Origin of the sequence: Pseudarthrobacter sp. fls2-241-R2A-127, assembly GCF_030209355.1 — a bacterium.
Lineage (GTDB): Bacteria > Actinomycetota > Actinomycetes > Actinomycetales > Micrococcaceae > Arthrobacter.
Genome location: NZ_JARVSF010000032.1, coordinates 14,783 through 32,117 on the forward strand (window position 1 = coordinate 14,783; position 17,335 = coordinate 32,117).

A 17,335-nucleotide genomic window follows, 5' to 3' on the forward strand; every position below is an offset into this window, starting at 1 on the left:
AACTTTGTGTTCTATAATCAATAGATCTTGACTATGGATTGGTGGGCCATGTATCGACCTCCCTGGGCGGAACGGATTGCCGCCGTAGCCTCCTTGGCCGATGCCAAACGGCTGCAGCTTTTCGAACTCGTCGCGGCCTCGCCGCGGCCGGTAGGCCGGGATGAGGTGGCCGAATCCGTTGGCATGGCACGGAGCACGGTTTCGTTCCATTTGGACAGGCTGGTCCAAGACGGGCTGCTGGCCGTGGAGTTCCACAAGGCCCCCGGAAAGGCCGGCCCCGGGTCCGGCCGGCCGGCCAAAATGTACCGGCGGGCGGCAGGAGAAGTTGGAGCGACGGTGCCGGACCGCAACTACGACCTGGCCGGCGAACTGATGGCGGCCGCCATCGAGGCGACCCAGGCCGGGAGTGGTCCCGTGGATGAGGCGCTGCGCTCAGCCGCCTTCCGGAAGGGCCGCGAACTGGCGGAAGCGGCCGGAAGCCTGGGCGATTTCCTGGCCCAGGCCGGCTACCGGCCCCAGGACGACGGCGGTGGCGGTTACCTGCTGCCCAACTGCCCCTTCCATCGGCTTTCCACCCAGCACGCATCCGTAGTGTGCGACATGAACGGCGCATTCCTGCGCGGGGCGGCGGCCGGGTGCGGCGAGCCCGCGGACCGGGTAGCTTCGGTCGACCTTCCCGGTCACTGCTGCGCGAGGATCACCGGCGCTTCATGAGAGGTGGCCGGTCAACGCTTCCCTGCGCCGGGGCTGCCGCGGCAGTCGGCGCTAGAATTGGACGGTGCCCGCCTACCTCGACCACGCCGCCACCACGCCGCTGACCGGTGCGGCCCTCACCGCCATGACGCGCGAACTGGCCCGGACCGGAAACCCTTCGTCGCTGCACGGTTCCGGCCGCCGGGCCCGCCGTTCCGTGGAAGACGCACGGGAGACCATCGCCGCGTCCTTCGGTGCGCACCCGTCGGAAGTGATCTTTACCTCCGGCGGCACCGAATCGGACAACCTCGCGGTGAAGGGCCTTTACTGGTCCCGGGTGGCAGAGGAGCCCAGCCGGCGCCGCATCCTCTGCTCCGCCGTCGAGCACCACGCGGTGCTGGACACCGTCGAGTGGCTCGAGCGGCACGAGGGCGCGGCAGTTACGTGGCTGCCGGTGGACTCCGAGGGCGTGGTGGACCTTGCCGTCCTGGAAGCTGAACTCTCCCGTGACCCTGGCAGCGTGGCCCTGGTGACCGTGATGTGGGCCAACAATGAAGTGGGAACCATCCAGCCGGTCCGCCGGATCGTTGACCTGGCCCACAAGGCCGGCGTGCCGGTGCACTCCGACGCCGTCCAGGCATTCGGGTCCCTGCCCGTGGACTTCAAGGAGTCCGGCCTCGACGCAATGTCCATTTCCGGCCATAAGATCGGCGGCCCGGTCGGTGTGGGCGCGCTCCTGTTGGGCCGCTCGGTCAAACTGACGCCCGTGCAGCACGGTGGCGGCCAGGAACGCGACGTCCGCTCCGGGACGCTGGACACGGCATCCATCGCCGCCTTCGCCGCAGCCGCGGAAGCCGTTGCAAAAGCGCGGGCCGGGGAAGCGGAGCGGATTGCTTCCTTGCGCGACCGCCTGGTGGACGGCGTCCGCGAACGGGTTCCCGAAGCCATACTCCGTGGTGCGCCGGGTGAGGCCCGGCTGCCCGGCAACGCCCATTTCACCTTTCCCGGATGCGAAGGGGATTCGCTGCTGTTCCTCCTGGACCTGGCCGGCATCGAATCGTCCACCGGCTCGGCCTGCACCGCCGGGGTACCGCGGCCCTCCCACGTGCTGCTGGCCATGGGCCTGGACGAGGAAACCGCGCGGGGTGCGCAGCGGTTCAGCCTGGGACACACCTCCACCGAGGCCGACGTCGATGCATTGCTTGCGGCACTGCCCGAGGCCTATGCGCGTGCACGCCAAGCCGGCATGGCCGGGCATGAGTCCAGCATCCAAACCGCAGGAACCGTGGCACGGCAGGCGCTGCACGGTAACTGACCCGGCCAGGCCCGGAAATCCGGGACGGCCTTGGCGGGGAAGATCCCGGCGCCGAGACCCGATTTGCGCGGGTCCGTAGAATGGATAGGCGAAGATCGTTTCCGCCGCCCGGCCTTGCCGTACGGGCCCCGGTAAGCCAGCACCCCCAACAGAAAGCCACCATGCGAGTACTAGCAGCCATGAGCGGCGGAGTTGATTCCGCCGTTGCCGCCGCCCGCGCGGTCGAGGCGGGGCACGACGTCGTCGGCGTCCACCTTGCCCTGTCCCGCATGCCGGGAACCTTGCGCACCGGCAGCCGGGGCTGTTGCACCATCGAAGACTCCAGGGACGCATGGCGGGCCTGCGACGTCCTCGGCATTCCCTACTACGTTTGGGATTTCTCCGAGCGCTTCAAGGAAGACGTCGTCCAGGACTTCATCGATGAATACGCCGCCGGCCGCACTCCCAATCCCTGCATGCGCTGTAACGAACGGATTAAGTTCGCCGCCCTGCTCGAGAAAGCCATTGCCCTGGGCTTCGACGCCGTGTGCACCGGCCACTACGCCAAGGTGATCGAGGACGCCGACGGCAACCGGGAACTCCACCGGGCAGCCGACTGGGCGAAGGACCAGAGCTACGTCCTGGGCGTCCTGACGCACGAACAACTCAAGCATTCCATGTTCCCCCTTGCCGACACCCCGTCCAAGGCCGAGGTCCGTGCCGAAGCGGAGCGTCGGGGCCTCTCTGTGGCCAACAAGCCGGACAGCCACGACATCTGCTTCATTCCCGATGGAGACACCGCCGGCTGGCTCGCCGAGAAAATCGAGATGACCACCGGAGACATCGTGGACGAGTCCGGTGCCAAGGTGGGGGAGCACCCGGGGGCCAACGCCTTCACGGTGGGCCAGCGGCGTGGGCTCAAGCTGGGCACCCCCGCGGCTGACGGCAAGCCCCGCTTCGTCCTGGAAATCCGGCCCAAGGAAAACAAAGTGGTGGTGGGGCCCGAGGCCCTGCTCGCCATCGATGAGATCCGCGGGATCAAGGTGTCCTGGGCAGGCCTTCCCATTTCCGAGGTGGAAACGGGGGCAGAGTTCAACTGCCACGCCCAAGTCCGCGCGCACGGGGATCCCGTACCGGCCCGGGCGTGGATGGAGTCGGCCCCGGACGGCGCTGCCGGCAGCCACCTGGTGGTCCGCCTTGAGGCTCCGCTGCGCGGCGTGGCCCCCGGCCAGACTGTGGTGCTGTACCAGGGCAGCCGCGTCCTGGGCCAGGCAACCATCGACGCCGCACGGTCCCTGCAGCGGGCCGCACTGTAACCGTGCCACTACCTGCACCGCCACGATTTCGCCGTGGCGGTGCTTTGCCGTACCCGGGTGCCTGCCGAAGGCTGTTCGCCGAACACCGTTCGGGTAACTATTGAGAAAATATTGTGTTTCAACTCACAGAAATGGCGGTCTTGAGGGCTGACTCTCTGATTGAATCTAGGAATCAGCACTGCACGCTGGCGTCCGGGGCTATCAACCTGCGACCGCGGGCGTGCGCGTACTCATCGGAAAGAAGTTCACAGATGATCAAGAGCACAACGGCCCTGCACCGCGCCATCGCGCTGGCAGGCATCTCCGCCCTGGCCCTGACAGCCTGCACAGGGCCTTCCGGCGGCGGGGGGACCTCCACCGGCAGTGCCGGCGGCGGTGCCATTACTTTCGGCACCACGGACAAGGTCGTCACCCTCGATCCCGCCGGTTCCTACGACGCAGGCTCCTTCCTGGTCATGAACCAGGTGTATCCCTTCCTGATGAACTCCAAGCCCGGCTCGGCCGAGGTCAGCCCGGACATCGCTGAGTCCGCGTCTTTCACGTCGCCGACCGAGTTCACCGTGAAGCTCAAGCCCAACCTGAAGTTCGCCAACGGCCACGCGCTGACTGCCTCGGACGTTAAGTTCTCCTACGACCGCATCGTCAAGATCGACGACCCCAACGGTCCCGCGTCCCTGCTCTCGAACCTCAAGTCCGTTGACGTCAAGGACGACACCACGGTGGTCTTCAACCTCAAGGCAGGTAACGACCAGGTCTTCCCCAGCGTCCTTGGCACCAACACCGGCCCGATCGTGGATGAGGAAGTCTTCCCCGCGGACAAGGTGATGAGCGACGAAGACATCGTTGCCGCAAAGCCGTTCGCCGGCCAGTACACCATCGACTCCTACAAGAAGAACGAACTCATCAGCCTCAAGAGCAACCCGGACTACAACGGGCTCCTGGGCAAGCCGGCCAACGACAGCGCCGTGATCAAGTACTACGCCGACTCCAACAACCTGAAGCTTGACGTCCAGGGCGGCAACATCGACGTTGCCGGCCGCAGCCTCACGGCCACGGACGCCGCCGATCTCGGCAAGGACTCCAAGGTCAAGGTCTACAAGGGCCCGGGTGGCGAGCTGCGCTACATCGTCTTCAACTTCGACACCATGCCGTTCGGCGCCAAGACGCCCGAAGCCAACCCCGCCAAGGCCCTGGCCGTTCGCCAGGCCATGGCGGACGTCGTCGACCGGCAGGCCATCTCGGACCAGGTGTACAAGGGAACCTACGTACCCGCCTACTCCGTGGTGGCGGATGGCTTGCCGGGTGCAATCCAGCCCATGAAGGACCTTTACGGTGACGGCAGCGGCAAGCCGAGCCTGGACAAAGCCAAGAAGGTCCTCAGCGACGCCGGGGTCACCGGTCCGGTCACCGTGAAGCTGCAGTACAACCCGGACCACTACGGCAAGTCGTCAGGCGACGAGTACGCCATGGTCAAGGAACAACTGGAGAAGTCCGGACTGTTCACCGTGGACCTGCAATCCACCGAATGGGTGACGTATTCCAAGGCACGCACCGCTGACGCGTACCCCGTTTACCAGCTCGGCTGGTTCCCGGACTACTCGGATGCGGACAACTACCTCACGCCCTTCTTCATTCCGGGCAACTTCCTCAAGAACCACTACGAGAACCCGACTGTCACGGACCTGATCCAGAAGCAGCTGACCACTCCGGACAAGACCGAACGCCAGAAACTGATCGGCGACGCCCAGACGGCAGTGGCGAAGGACCTCTCCACCCTGCCGTTGCTGCAGGGCTCGCAGCTCCTGGTGGCAGGGGCTGACGTCAAGGGTGTCGAAAAGACCCTTGACCCCTCCTTCAAGACACGCCTTGGCGTGCTGTCCAAGTAAGCAGTCAACCCCCATCGGGCTCTGACGGGCCGGAGGCGGGACGCCGAAATGGTGTCCCGCCTTTTGCCGGTCATCAGTCAGCAACGAGGGGAATGCTGGCTCCCGGTCACCACGAATCCAGGTACCGATGACAACTTTGATTGACGCGCCGCCCAGTGATGCGGACGCGATCCTGCCGTCCAAGAAAAAAGCCGCAGGAGGAGGACTGGGCCAGTACATCCTGGTCCGCTTCCTGCTGATCTTCCCTACCATCCTTATCCTCGTCACCTTGGTGTTCTTCCTTATGCGGATCACCGGCGACCCCATCACCGCCGCCATGGGCGGCCGCCTGCCCCCTGAACAGCTGCAGGAACGCATCCACGCAGCCGGCTACGACCGGCCGATCTTCGTGCAGTACTTCGAGTACCTGGGCCAGCTGATCACCGGGAACTTCGGCACCACGCTCTCGGACAACCGCCAGGTCTCCGAGATGCTCACCACCTACGGAGCCGCCACCCTCGAGCTGTCCATCAACGCCCTCATCGTTGCGCTGCTCGTGGGTATCCCGCTGGGCATGGTCGCGGCGCACCGGCGCGACCACCTGCCGGACGCCGTGCTGCGGATCCTGGCCATCCTCTTCTACGCCACCCCCGTATTCTTCGCCGGCATGCTGCTCAAACTGGTGTTCTCGGTATGGCTGGGCTGGCTCCCGGTCGCCGGCCGCGCCGGCACGCGGACGGAACTGTCGCTCACTGCCCTGCAAGCGCCCACCGGCATCTACTGGCTCGACGCGCTGCGCAGCGGAAACATGTCCGCCTTCAGCGACGTGATGTCCCATGCGGTCCTGCCGGCACTGGCGCTCGGCCTCCTGACGGCAGGAATCTTCCTGCGGCTGGTCCGGACCAACGTTATTGGCACACTCGGGAAGGACTACGTCGAGGCCGGCCGTTCGCGCGGCGTCAGCGAGTTCCGCCTGGTCACCAAGCACGCGTACAAGCCGGCCTTGATCCCGATCATCACGGTGATGGGCCTGCAGATCGCAGTGATGCTTGGCGGCGCCGTGCTCACCGAAACAACCTTTGAGTGGAAAGGCCTCGGCTTCCAGCTGGCCAACTACCTCACGGCGCGCGACTTCGTCGCCGTCCAGGGCATCGTGGTGCTCCTGGCCGTCATCGTCGCCGTCACCAACTTCATCGTGGACATCGTCGCCGCGCTGATCGACCCCCGCGTGAGGTACTGACATGACTGCCGAGACCACCCTGGAACCCGTGGCCAACCCGCGGGCATCCTTCCTCCGCCGGCTGCCGGTTGTTTCCCACTTCAACAAGAGTGTCGGCCTGCAGCGGTTCATGCTCGTTGTAGGCCTGGTCCTCACCGGAGTCTTCCTGCTGACCGCGCTGACCGCTCCGCTGCTCGCCCCCTACGGTTTTGCCCAACTCTCGGACGCCGACGGCAGCTTCCCCACCCAGCAGGCCCCCGGCGGCAAGCACCTCCTGGGCACCACAGTCGGCGGTTATGACGTGCTCTCCCGGGTTATCTGGGGCACCCAGACCGCCCTGCTGGTCATCATCGTCGCCGTGATCCTGTCGATCTTCGCCGGCGTCATCCTCGGTCTGGTGAGCGGCTACATCGGTGGCTGGCTGGACCGCATCCTGGTGGTGGTCGCCGATGCGATCTACGCCTTCCCGTCCCTGCTGGTCGCGATCGTCATGGCGATTGTCATCAGCGGCGGCCAGTCCAGCCTGCTGGGTGGAATCCTTGCTGCTGCCATCTCCATCACCGTCGTATTCATCCCGCAATACTTCAGGGTGATCCGGGCCGAAACCATCAGGTTGAAGGCCGAGCCCTTCGTCGAATCGGCCAAGGTGGTGGGCGCCTCGAACATCAGGATCATGACCCGGCACATCTACCGGAACGCCACCCGCACCCTGCCGCTGATCTTCACCCTCAACGCCTCCGAATCCATCCTGACCCTCGCCGGGCTGGGCTTCCTCGGATTCGGCATCGAGCCGAGCTCAGCCGCGGAATGGGGCTTTGACCTGAACAAGGCCCTTGCCGACACCACGTCCGGCATCTGGTGGACGGGCCTGTTCCCCGGCCTGGCCATCGTCTGGACCGTGCTGGGGCTGACGCTCGTGGGCGAAAGCATCAACGACCTCAACGATCCGCGCCTGCGCGGGCGGAAGCGGATCAACCGCAAAGCAGCTGCCGTCGCGGTACCCGCCGCGTCAGCTGGATCCGGTACCGAAACAGAATTGAGCAACCCGTGACCGAAAACTTAGGGTCCGTTTCGGACCACAAGGAACAAGACCCCAAGACGGTGCTGGAGATCGACCACCTGCAGGTCACCTTCGCCACCGACGGCGGGGACGTCCATGCCGTCAAGGATGTGAACCTTGACGTCAGGGCCGGAGAAGTGCTGGCCATCGTGGGCGAATCCGGCTCCGGCAAGACTGTCACCGCCAAAACCATCCTGGGCCTGCTGCCCGAAACAGCGATGAGCTCCGGCGCGGTGATGATCAACGGCACCAACGTCATCAGCCTCAGCCCCGGGCGGCTCCGCCAGATCCGCGGACGCGATGTGGCCATGGTTTTCCAGGAACCGTCCACCGCCCTCAACCCCGTCTTCACGGTGGGATGGCAGATCGCCGAAGGCATCCGGGCCCACGCCGGAACAGACGGCAGCGGGCGCGTATCAAAAAAAGAAGCCAAGGAACGGGCCATCGAAGCCCTGCGCAAGGTGGGGATCCCGGACCCCGAACATCGTGTCAACTACTACCCGCACCAATTTTCCGGCGGACAAAAACAGCGTGTAGTGATCGCGGCCGCCCTGGCGCTGAACCCCGGCCTCATCGTCGCTGACGAACCCACCACGGCACTGGATGTCACGGTCCAGGCGGAAATCCTCGAACTCCTCCGGGACCTGCGGGACAAATACGGCACCTCGATCGTCCTGATCACCCACAACATGGGCGTCGTGGCCGACCTCGCCGACCGGGTGGTGGTGATGTACCGGGGCGACATCGTCGAAGAGGCCACGGCGAAGACGCTGTTCGCTGAACCCCGCCAGGACTACACCCGGAACCTCCTCGCTGCCGTGCCGCACCTGGGCCGCAACTCGGCGTCGGCGGGCCTGGCCGAACGTCCGCACCAGGACGGGGAAGTGCTGGTGTCCGCCGACAACCTGGTGATCGAATACCCGGGACGGCTGGGTACCCCCGCATTCAAGGCAGTGGACGGCGTCAGCTTCACCTTGTCCAGGGGCGAGGTGTTCGGCCTGGTAGGGGAGTCGGGGTCCGGCAAGACCACCATCGGGCGGGCCATCGCCGGGCTGAACCGAACCACCGGAGGCAGCCTGAAGGTGTTGGGATACGAAATGCTGAACCTGCGTGAACGCACGTTCAAACCGCTCCGCAAGGACATCGGGTTCGTCTTCCAGGACCCGGCCGCCTCCTTCAACCCGCAACTGACAATCGGTGAATGCATCGCGGAGCCTATGCTGATCCACACCCGGCCCAGCGAAGCGCAGGCGCGCAAGCGCGTCGGCGAGCTGCTGGAATCGGTGCAGCTGCCGGCGTCGTACGCGGGCCGCTACCCGCACGAACTCTCCGGCGGGCAGCGGCAGCGGGCATCACTGGCCCGGGCACTGAGCCTGAATCCGCGGCTGCTGATTGCGGATGAGCCGACGTCGGCCCTGGACGTTTCGGTGCAGGCGAAGGTCCTGGAACTGTTCAAGGACATTCAGGAGGAGTTCGGCTTCGGCTGCCTCTTCATCAGCCACGACCTTGCCGTGGTGGACATCCTGTCCTCCTGGGTGGGCGTGCTGTACAAGGGCAAACTGGTGGAACAGGGAATCGGCAGCCAGGTCATGGGCAACCCCCGCCATGACTACACACGCCGCCTGATCGCCTCGCTGCCGGTGCCGGACCCGGACGAACAGGCCAAGCGCCGCGAGGAACACCGGGCACTGCTGGGCATCTGAGTCTGCCCTCGCGGCTCCTGCATGCAGGAGTTGAGGGCGCCGGTGCCGGCAGTCAGCCGGCACCGGCGCTTCACACCCGCGTTGATTCCATCGGCTCCCATAGACTGGAACCATGACGCAGCACAACCCCGGCTCAGACGATTTCGATCCATCCGCCAGTTCACTGGCAGGGCACGTGGATAATTCGGTGATGGCTGAACTGCTGTCCATCCGTTCCAGCATTGACAACATCGATGCCACCCTGGTGTACCTGTTGGCCGAACGGTTCAAGGCCACGCAAAAGGTGGGCTTCCTGAAGGCCGCGTACCGGTTGCCCGCCGGCGACCCCGGACGCGAGGCCGCCCAGATCGCACGGCTGCGGCGCCTCGCCGAGGACGCCCACCTCGACCCCGCCTTCGCGGAAAAGTTCCTCAACTTCATCATCGGCGAGGTGATCCGCCACCACGAGGCCATTGCCGAGGACCACCAGGCTTCGGCGGGAGCCAACCCCCGCAGCTCAGCACTGGCGTGAGCCGGGAGCAGCACCAACCCGCACCAGGCGGGCAGCCGGCCGTCGTTTCGCCGCAGGAAGTCACGGCCACCGGCCTGGGACCGTGGCCCGGCGATGATCCGCTCGAAGCCGCCCGGATCATTCGCGGCGAGCTTGGCAGCCCGCACCTGCCCTTCCTGGCCGAACTGCCGGACCGCGGCGTTGGTTCTGACGCCCTGGGCCGCACCGCATCCTTCCTCGAAGAACTGGCGGTGGACGTCCAGCCGCACGGATGGCGGCTCGTTGACCGTCCAGGCAAGGACATGCGGCGTGCCGCGTCGGCACTCTCCACCGACCTGAACGTCCTGGCCGACGTCGCCGGCGCGGAAGACGTATCGGCCCGGGACCTGAAGATCCAGCTTGTAGGGCCGCTAACCCTTGCCGCCGGGCTTTACCTGCACAACGGCGAACGGGCCCTGCTGGACCACGGCGCCCGCCGGGACCTCGCCGCCTCCCTGGCCGCCGGGGTGGGCGGTTACCTTGGCAGGGCCGCCGCAGCGGTACCCGGCGCCCGGCTGGTGGTCCAAATGGACGAACCGGCGATTTCGTCGGTGCTGGCCGGGACCATTCCCACGGCCAGCGGATACCGGACCCTCCGGGCCGTTGCGGCCGCCGAAGCACGGGAGGCCTGGCGCCTGGTCCTGGACGCCCTCCGGGCAGCGGGAGCCGCCGACGTCATCGTGTTCCTGCCGGGCATCGAAGCGCCGATCGAGCTGGCCCTCTCCGCGGGGGCTGACGGCATAGCGTTGCCGTTGAAGGCCCTGACCAACAGGCAATGGGAACAGCTCGCCGGTGCCGTCGAGGCCGGGAAGCATTTCTGGGCCGGTGCGCTGGAGGCTTCCGGTGGCACGCTCCCGCGGGTGGCCGACTGCGTGGAATCGCTTTGGCGTCCCTGGCGCCAGCTGGGCCTTCCGGCCCAGCTGCTCAGCGCGGTGCGGGTGACGCCCTCCGCAGGGCTGGCAGGACTCACCCCGGCACAGGCAACAGAGGTCCTGGGCAGGCTTACCCAGGTGGCGGACGGGCTCAACCAGCGGGTGCTGGGATAGGCTCAGACCCGGTTCTCCCAGCGGTCCGGCTGGGCGTACCGGGGGAGGTAGCTCTGGGCGGAGCTGCCACCGGAGTAGGGTCGCAGCCTGTAGTCGAAAGCGCCCGCGTACACCAGGACCAAGCCGATCTGCGGCTGGATCACCTTCACCTGGATACGGTGCCGCCCATGGGGGCCTTCGGCCGGGTCCCACCACTGCTCCGCGTAGGCTTTTGCGTCCAGCGCCCGGGGGAGGGGCACCCGGAGCGGCCCGAGGAAGAGCCGCGAAGCCTCGGACACGCCACGCAGCCTTCCTTCCGGGGTCACTTCGAGGTTCAGGTCCGTCACGAGGCGCCGGTACCGGCCGACGTAATCCACCAGCTGGGTTGCGCCGCCGCGCATGGTGGCGCTGGTGGTGTCCTGGAAGAGCCGGGTGCGCCCGGGGAAGCGGATTTCCCGGCGTGCGGTCAGGCTGGAACGGCCAAAGGGATCCTGGTGCGCATGGTTTTCGATCCGGAACGGGACCTTTTCACCGTACTCGGGGAAAAAGGCTTCTTCGCCGCTAGTGAGCCGCAGCAGAGGGCGCAGCCACCGCTGGCGGCAGCCCACGACGTCGAAGGTTCCTTCGCCCACGCCGTATTGCCCTGATCCCGGGGCCAGGGAGAAGTACTCCTGCAATTCGGGCTGCAGGCGGGAAAACCCGGCACCCAGGGCCTGCTGGTAGATCGGGACGCTCATGGTGACCTCCTGTTGCTGTGGCGGACGGCTGCCGCCGGTTTCACAATCTACCGGCAGCCTTGAGCCGGATATACATGTCCGCGAGCCGGGGCGGCAACTCATGGGGTTCGGCGTCCACCACTTCCACGCCGTAACGCCGCAACTCGGCGGTCAGGGCTGCTCGCTGCAGGAGGGCGCGCTCCGCTGCGGCTGCCCGGAACACGCCGGTGGCATCGCTGCGTACGCGGAGCATGGCGCCGAGTTGGGGGTCGCGGACGGCGGCCACCACCACGACGTGCTGGCTGGCCAGCCGTTCGGCGGCCGGGAGCAGGCCTTCCTCTGGTGCACCGCCGTCCAGCGACGTCAGCAGGACCACCAGGGATCGATGCGCAGAGAGCGCCCTGACCTGCGCGGGGACCGCCGGCCAGTCCATCTCGATCAGCTCGGCTTCCAGCGGGGCCATGGCCTGGACCAGCCTCCCCAGGATGTTCCCCTGCCCGGCGGAAGCGGCACGTGCCCTGGTCCGCCGGTCAAACGCGACGAAGTCGACCCGGTCCCCGCCCCGTTCGGCCAGGACACCCAAGAGGAGCGCGGCCTCCATTCCAGTGTCCAGGCGTGTTTCGTCGCCGATCCTTGCGGCGGACGTCCGGGAGGTATCAAGGACCATCACCACCCGCCGGTCCCGCTCGGGGCGCCAGGTGCGGACCACCACCGCTGAGCGACGGGCGGTGGCGCGCCAGTCGATCGAGCGGACGTCGTCACCCCGGACATAATCGCGCAGGGAGTCGAACTCCGTTCCGGCACCGCGGATCTGGACGGCGGCCCTGCCGTCGAGTTCGCGCAGCTTCCTCAACTTTGAGGGCAGGTGCCGCCGGGAATGGAAGGGCGGCAGGACCCGCAGCGAGCCGGGACACCCGATGGTCCGCTGGCGGGCAGCAAGGCGAAGCGGGCCATAGGAACGGATGGTCACGTGCGGCGTTGTGAGGTCCCCCCGCCGGACCGGTTGAAGCCGCACCGTATACCGGCGGCTTTCGCCTGCCGGCACGTTGATGTCCTGCACGGCGTTCCGGGCGCCGGCCGAAGGCTGCCAACCGTCCCTGGCAGAGCCGCGCACCGCCCGGCTGCCGTCGTTGCGGATCGTGAACACCGCATCCGCCGGGTTATTCAGTGTCACATTCCCGGGCGCCGGGCGCGCCAGGCTGATCCGTCGCACCGACCCGGCAAACACCACGTCCGTAAACGCCAGCGCCGCCAGCACGGCCACGGTGGCAAGGACGGTCAGCCAGCCGGGGAAGAGCAGCACCGGGGCAAGGCCAAGTAGTACCAGTGAGACGAAACGGCCCGAGATGGCCATCAGCGGGGAACGGGAACGGACGCCAGGATGCTGCCAAGGACATCGTCCACCCGGACCCCGTCCATCTGTGCCTCGGGCTGCAGCGCCACGCGGTGGCGCAGGCAGGCCAGTGCCAGCGCCTTGACGTCATCAGGGGTGACGAAGGAGCGCCCGGAAAGCCATGCCCAGGACCGTGAGGCGTTGAGCAGGGCGGTGGCACCGCGCGGGGAGACGCCGAGCTGGAAGGATGGGGCACTCCGCGTAGCCCGAACCAGGTCCACGATGTAGCCGATGATTTCCGGTTCGAATGCCACCCGGGCCACTGCCTCGCGGGCCCGCTCCAGGTCCTGGGCACCAGCCACCGCCTGCACACCGGCGGCAGCCAGGTCCCGGGGATCGAACCCGGCGGCGTGGCGCCTGATGACCTCGATTTCATCCTGGCGCTGCGGCAGCGGCATGCTCAGCTTGAGCAGGAACCGGTCCAGCTGCGCCTCGGGCAGCGGATAGGTCCCCTCGTACTCCACCGGGTTCTGGGTGGCAGCCACCAGGAACGGTGCCGGCAGCAGCCGGGCCCGGCCGTCCACGGATACCTGCCGTTCCTCCATCGCTTCAAGGAGCGATGCCTGGGTCTTGGGGGGCGTCCGGTTGATCTCGTCCGCGAGGAGGAGGTTGGTGAACACCGGCCCCTCGCGGAAGCTGAACTCGGAGGTATGGGCGTCATAGACCAGCGAGCCTGTGACGTCGCCGGGCATCAGGTCCGGGGTGAACTGCACCCGCTTGGTGTCCAGGCTCAAGGCCGAGGACAACGCCCGGACCAACAGGGTCTTGGCCACGCCCGGGACGCCTTCCAGCAGCACGTGCCCCTGCGCAAGCAGGGCGATCAGGAAGCCCGTGACAGTTGCGTCCTGGCCCACCACCGCTTTTGCCACCTCGTGGCGGACAGCAAGGAGCGCCTGCCTGGCAGCGTTGTCGTCCACTGAATTGCCGCCCCCCACCGAATTTAGGACCTGCGGGCCACTGCTGTGTTCGCTCATTGGGTCATGACCTCTTTCTCGAGTTTGTCCATGGCCTGTGACCAGGCCACCAGGCGGGCTTCGGTTGCCGGGCGTTCGTTCACCAGCACGCGCACGACGGCGGGGTCCCGGCCCAGGAGCCGGGCCGCGGCGGCAATGACGTCCTCGGCTCCGGCGCCCGGTCCCAGTCGGAGCTTTCCGGAGAGCCGCGCCAGCATGCCGGCCCGCAGGTTGTCCCGGGCCTGGTCCAGGGCACGCGAGTCCTGGTAGAGCCTGGCGCGTCCTTCCGCGGTCTCAACCGCCTTGACCACCACCGGGAGGGGCTCGAATACCAACGGCCCGTGCCTGCGGCCACGCCAGAGGATTGCCGTTACTGCCACGAGGAGCAGCCAAGGCCCCAGGAACCGCGCCCAACCCGGTGCCAGGTCATCGAGGGTCTTCCCGTGGCCGGTCACCGTAACGTCCTCCAGCGAGGGCAGGTACCAGACGAGGTCCGGCGAGGCGCCGAGCAGCCTGACCGCCAGGGCGGCGTTTCCCAGGTCGTCGAGCTTGTCGTTCCCCAGGATGGCAGTGCTTCCCAGCACTGCCGTGCGCCGGTCGCTGCTGACGGCGAGCATCCCGGCGGTTCCCGCTGCCCGGTAACAGGTGCTGCCGCCGTCGTACACGAAACCACCTTGGCCGGTGACCTGGCCCGCGGCATTGGCGTCGGTCTGGGTGCACCTTGGGTCCAGGACCGGGAAGACGTCAGGCACGACTCCGGCCTGGTGGATGCCGACATCCAAGGCGGCGAGGGTGTCCAGCCTGGGTGAGATGACCACCACACGGTCCGACGCGGCCAGCAAGGCGGCAAGCTGGGGCTTTCCAAGGATGCCGTTCCGGTCGTAAACCAGCAGCGTGGGGGAGGAGCCTGACTGGAGGTCGGCCAGCGCTGCATCGAAGCGGTCCGGGGTGTGGACGTTCACGCCATGGTGGCCGAGAATCTGCGCGAGCGCCTTGGCGCCGTTGGGTCCGGCATTGTGGACGGACAACGGTACCGTGTCGCCCTTAGGCGCCAGTTGGGTCCCGATGACCAATGCCAGCGCCATGATGGCCACCACGGCGGAACCCGCCAGGCCGCGGTGGCTCCCGATCCATGCGAAGGGCCCGCGGCCCCGCCGGGCTTGCGCGGAGGCGTTCCCGGAGCCTGGCGTGTTCCAGCGCCCCGTGCCCACGGTTGGCTGCCCGGTCATGGCGCAGGCACCGTGCCGGCGGAACCGGCGCTTGCGGGCTTCATGGCCTCCAGCCTGGTATCGAGTCCCACCATGTCCCGGTACTGTCCGCTGTCCGCCGGCCTGTTACCGTAGCGGATCCCGTCAAAGGTGGCCGCTGCCCATTGCAGGGATCCGGCTTCGGCGGCGAACTGGACGGACAGCGCCCGTGCCACTTCGTCCGCAGTCCTTCCCGGCTGAGGGTCCAGAACGGTGCGGAGTTCGGCGTTGCGCACCAGGGCCCGGAAACGGTCGACGACGGCGTCCCCCCAGTTTCCCGCCGCGGCAGCAGCGTCCGCGCGGGCACGGAAGTCCCCGGCCGCCAGTGAGTCTTCCACCTCGAAGACGTCCCTGGCCTGCCGGGTGCGGGCGTTCAGACGGGGGCGCGCGAGGATGATCGCGGCCGCGATGATCGCGGCAATGACAATGGCGATGGCAACGCCGGGGATGGACGGCGCATCCCCCCGCGAGCCGTCCAGGGATTGCAGCCAGTCAAGGAAGTTCCGCCACAGGGTGTCAAGAAAGGAGGGTGCGGCCTCCCGGTATTCAGGTTTGGACAGTTCCTCGGCAGCCCAGCGCCGTGCCTCGTCGGTGCCTGGAAGTACCGGAGGCTCAGCGGCCATAGGGCCAGGCTCCCGGCGCCGCTCCCCGCCCGGGGTAGGGAGTGGCGGTCCCGGGCCCGGGCTCCCGGCCCGGGATGCCGTCAGGATCCGCTCCGGTCTCCGCCTGGCGCAGCAAAGTGATATCAAGGCCGTCCTTGCGCATCCGCAGATCCATGTAAAGCAACGCCATCACGGCCGTCTGGAACGCGAAGCCCACACCGCCCACCAAGGCGCCGACAAGGGCGGTGACGACGCCCAGGACCACGGCCAGTGTGGCGTCTTGTCCGCTGCCGCCGTGTGGCGAGACGACCCCGGCCAGGACCGCGGGCAGGAAGCTCACCGGGATCAGGACAACCTGGCTGATGACCCCGACCAGGATGGACACCACCAGGGTGACGCCCAGGATCCGCCACCAGTTGGCCCGGGTCAGCGCCCACGACCGCCGAAGTCCGGCGAAAGCGCCAAGTTCTTCGATGACCACGGCGGCCGGCGCCACCATGAGCTTGATGCCCACCCAGGCGAAGACGGCGACGAAGCCCAGGAGCACGGGGAACGCAAAGAGGGACGCGGCACCACGAACGTTGGTGAAGAAGAGAGTAAGGAAGGCAGCCAGCAGCACCATGGCCGCAATTCCCGCGGCGACCAGCAGCGCAGCCAACCCGCACAGCGCTCCGATCCGGGGCCGGGCCAGCGACAACATCCGGCGGAAACCGGTGGGGCGGTTAAGGACCGACCGGGCCACGGGCACCACCATGGCCCCCTGGAGGACGGCGGAGAGAAACACGGACAGGATGGTCACCACAGCGGCGCCGGACATGAGCCCGATGGCCATGGACGCCATATCGCCGCGGGTGGCAGTACGCGCCCACCCGCCAAGGGATACGGCAGAGGAGGCGCTCACTGCCGTGACCACTGCGGTGATAACTGCTGCCAGGGCTTGGGTCAGGAGACCGGCGCCCACCATCGCCTTGGCATTGCGGCGCATCGCCTGGAAAGCACCGTCCAGGATTTCCCCGAACATCAGGGGCCGCAAGGGAATAATCCCGGGTTTGGGGGGTGCGACGTAGCGCGGCTGGCCGCAGGGAGGGCCGCCATAGGGTGCGCCCGGGTAGGGGACCCCGTTGTACGGCTGGCCGCCAAATCCGGGCGCCCCGTAAGGTTGGCCGGCGTAAGGGGGTTGGCCGTTGTACGGGCTGCCGGGGTGCGGGACACCCGGCTGCTGCCCGTCGTGCTGCTGCCACGGGGGCGGCGGCGGCGGTTGTTGCCACGACGGCCGGCCCTGCCAGGCGGGCGGTTGCTGGCCTGCTGGCTGCTGTTGCCCTGCAGGCGGTTCCCATGGCTGCTGCCAACCCGGCGGCACGGGACCGGGGCCGCTTCCGGCGCCCGATCCGGCGTCGTCGGCTCCATCGTCCGGCTGCCCCTGCCGTGGCCCGCCGGGTTCCGACTCCTGTGGTGACACTGATTTCCTCCCCCAATACCAGTACGCCTGATGCCCGCGCGCTGCCCCGTGGAAAGGTGCCCGCCGGCAGCGCAGGGCATGACCCCAAGACTATAGTTCCGGCGTCGGACCGCCTAGATGATTAAGTCCTATTGGATTTAGTGGTCGTAGGCGATTAGGGAGCGTTTGCGGGGCGCGCCGGTGTGCCAGTTGTGCCAGATGCCGGCTGCGAGGGCCAGGAGCCGGGCTGCGACGCGTGCTTTGACGCCTTCGAGGGTGCGG

15 protein-coding genes and 1 pseudogene are annotated in these 17,335 nt (G+C 67.4%); 9 read left to right on the top strand and 7 right to left on the bottom strand.

Features of this window, described 5'->3' with window-relative positions; genetic code table 11:
- Positions 1 to 48 precede the first annotated feature (48 nt).
- The 9 genes from QRN53_RS18105 to QRN53_RS18145 all read left to right on the top strand — a co-directional run bounded on the left by QRN53_RS18105 (position 49) and on the right by QRN53_RS18145 (position 10,725).
- The gene (locus QRN53_RS18105) at positions 49 to 714 is read left to right on the top strand and encodes a helix-turn-helix transcriptional regulator (RefSeq protein WP_285245194.1); all 666 of its coding nucleotides are present in this window, start codon (positions 49 to 51) and stop codon (positions 712 to 714) included.
- 64 nt (positions 715 to 778) lie between these two features.
- Positions 779 to 2,008 carry a cysteine desulfurase family protein gene (locus QRN53_RS18110; protein WP_285245195.1) on the top strand — a complete coding sequence of 410 codons (1,230 nt, stop codon included), beginning with the start codon at positions 779 to 781 and terminating at the stop codon, positions 2,006 to 2,008.
- 161 nt (positions 2,009 to 2,169) lie between these two features.
- Positions 2,170 to 3,303: a tRNA 2-thiouridine(34) synthase MnmA gene (mnmA, locus tag QRN53_RS18115; RefSeq protein ID WP_285245196.1), complete on the top strand. Its 1,134-nt coding sequence runs from the start codon at positions 2,170 to 2,172 to the stop codon at positions 3,301 to 3,303.
- Positions 3,304 to 3,554: 251 nt separating this feature from the next.
- Positions 3,555 to 5,189, top strand: coding sequence for an ABC transporter substrate-binding protein (locus tag QRN53_RS18120; protein WP_285245197.1), 1,635 nt, complete (start codon positions 3,555 to 3,557; stop codon positions 5,187 to 5,189).
- A 127-nt stretch (positions 5,190 to 5,316) separates the two neighbouring features.
- A complete protein-coding gene (locus QRN53_RS18125; RefSeq protein WP_285245198.1) occupies positions 5,317 to 6,408 on the top strand; it encodes an ABC transporter permease in 1,092 nt (363 codons plus the stop codon).
- A 1-nt stretch (position 6,409) separates the two neighbouring features.
- A complete protein-coding gene (locus QRN53_RS18130; RefSeq protein WP_285245199.1) occupies positions 6,410 to 7,438 on the top strand; it encodes an ABC transporter permease in 1,029 nt (342 codons plus the stop codon).
- Complete coding sequence (locus QRN53_RS18135) at positions 7,435 to 9,150, top strand: ABC transporter ATP-binding protein (RefSeq protein ID WP_285245200.1); 1,716 nt, start codon at positions 7,435 to 7,437, stop codon at positions 9,148 to 9,150. Before QRN53_RS18130 ends, QRN53_RS18135 begins: the two co-directional genes overlap by 4 nt.
- A gap of 112 nt (positions 9,151 to 9,262) precedes the next feature.
- Entirely contained in the window at positions 9,263 to 9,661 is a 399-nt protein-coding gene (locus tag QRN53_RS18140) for a chorismate mutase (protein ID WP_285245201.1), read from the top strand.
- The gene (locus tag QRN53_RS18145) at positions 9,658 to 10,725 is read left to right on the top strand and encodes a uroporphyrinogen decarboxylase/cobalamine-independent methonine synthase family protein (RefSeq protein ID WP_285245202.1); all 1,068 of its coding nucleotides are present in this window, start codon (positions 9,658 to 9,660) and stop codon (positions 10,723 to 10,725) included. Before QRN53_RS18140 ends, QRN53_RS18145 begins: the two co-directional genes overlap by 4 nt.
- 2 nt (positions 10,726 to 10,727) lie before the next feature.
- Here the strand turns inward: QRN53_RS18145 and QRN53_RS18150 are convergent, their stop codons facing one another.
- The 7 genes and pseudogenes from QRN53_RS18150 to QRN53_RS18180 all read right to left on the bottom strand — a co-directional run.
- The gene (locus tag QRN53_RS18150) at positions 10,728 to 11,441 is read right to left on the bottom strand and encodes a DUF4166 domain-containing protein (RefSeq protein ID WP_285245203.1); all 714 of its coding nucleotides are present in this window, start codon (positions 11,439 to 11,441) and stop codon (positions 10,728 to 10,730) included.
- Between the two features lie 40 nt (positions 11,442 to 11,481).
- A complete protein-coding gene (locus QRN53_RS18155; RefSeq protein ID WP_285245204.1) occupies positions 11,482 to 12,774 on the bottom strand; it encodes a DUF58 domain-containing protein in 1,293 nt (430 codons plus the stop codon).
- The gene (locus tag QRN53_RS18160; RefSeq protein ID WP_285245205.1) at positions 12,774 to 13,787 is read right to left on the bottom strand and encodes an AAA family ATPase; all 1,014 of its coding nucleotides are present in this window, start codon (positions 13,785 to 13,787) and stop codon (positions 12,774 to 12,776) included. Before QRN53_RS18160 ends, QRN53_RS18155 begins: the two co-directional genes overlap by 1 nt.
- The gene (locus QRN53_RS18165; protein ID WP_285245206.1) at positions 13,784 to 14,995 is read right to left on the bottom strand and encodes a DUF4350 domain-containing protein; all 1,212 of its coding nucleotides are present in this window, start codon (positions 14,993 to 14,995) and stop codon (positions 13,784 to 13,786) included. Before QRN53_RS18165 ends, QRN53_RS18160 begins: the two co-directional genes overlap by 4 nt.
- Positions 14,992 to 15,636, bottom strand: coding sequence for a DUF4129 domain-containing protein (locus QRN53_RS18170; protein ID WP_285245207.1), 645 nt, complete (start codon positions 15,634 to 15,636; stop codon positions 14,992 to 14,994). Before QRN53_RS18170 ends, QRN53_RS18165 begins: the two co-directional genes overlap by 4 nt.
- Entirely contained in the window at positions 15,626 to 17,074 is a 1,449-nt protein-coding gene (locus QRN53_RS18175) for a DUF7847 domain-containing protein (protein ID WP_285245208.1), read from the bottom strand. The genes QRN53_RS18170 and QRN53_RS18175 overlap by 11 nt, the downstream gene beginning before the upstream one ends.
- Positions 17,075 to 17,211: 137 nt before the next feature.
- A pseudogene (locus tag QRN53_RS18180) lies at positions 17,212 to 17,335 on the bottom strand (IS982 family transposase); the annotation flags it as partial.

Bases quoted from the DNA above. Each gene is read 5' to 3' on its own strand.
- QRN53_RS18130 (WP_285245199.1), top strand. From the start codon at position 6,410: ATGACTGCCGAGACCACCCTGGAACCCGTGGCCAACCCGCGGGCATCC.
- QRN53_RS18140 (WP_285245201.1), top strand. From the start codon at position 9,263: ATGACGCAGCACAACCCCGGCTCAGACGATTTCGATCCATCCGCCAGT.
- QRN53_RS18105 (WP_285245194.1), top strand. From the start codon at position 49: ATGTATCGACCTCCCTGGGCGGAACGGATTGCCGCCGTAGCCTCCTTG.
- QRN53_RS18170 (WP_285245207.1), bottom strand. From the start codon at position 15,636: ATGGCCGCTGAGCCTCCGGTACTTCCAGGCACCGACGAGGCACGGCGC.
- mnmA (WP_285245196.1), top strand. From the start codon at position 2,170: ATGCGAGTACTAGCAGCCATGAGCGGCGGAGTTGATTCCGCCGTTGCC.
- QRN53_RS18155 (WP_285245204.1), bottom strand. From the start codon at position 12,774: ATGGCCATCTCGGGCCGTTTCGTCTCACTGGTACTACTTGGCCTTGCC.
- QRN53_RS18150 (WP_285245203.1), bottom strand. From the start codon at position 11,441: ATGAGCGTCCCGATCTACCAGCAGGCCCTGGGTGCCGGGTTTTCCCGC.
- QRN53_RS18160 (WP_285245205.1), bottom strand. From the start codon at position 13,787: ATGAGCGAACACAGCAGTGGCCCGCAGGTCCTAAATTCGGTGGGGGGC.
- QRN53_RS18125 (WP_285245198.1), top strand. From the start codon at position 5,317: ATGACAACTTTGATTGACGCGCCGCCCAGTGATGCGGACGCGATCCTG.
- QRN53_RS18120 (WP_285245197.1), top strand. From the start codon at position 3,555: ATGATCAAGAGCACAACGGCCCTGCACCGCGCCATCGCGCTGGCAGGC.
- QRN53_RS18165 (WP_285245206.1), bottom strand. From the start codon at position 14,995: ATGACCGGGCAGCCAACCGTGGGCACGGGGCGCTGGAACACGCCAGGC.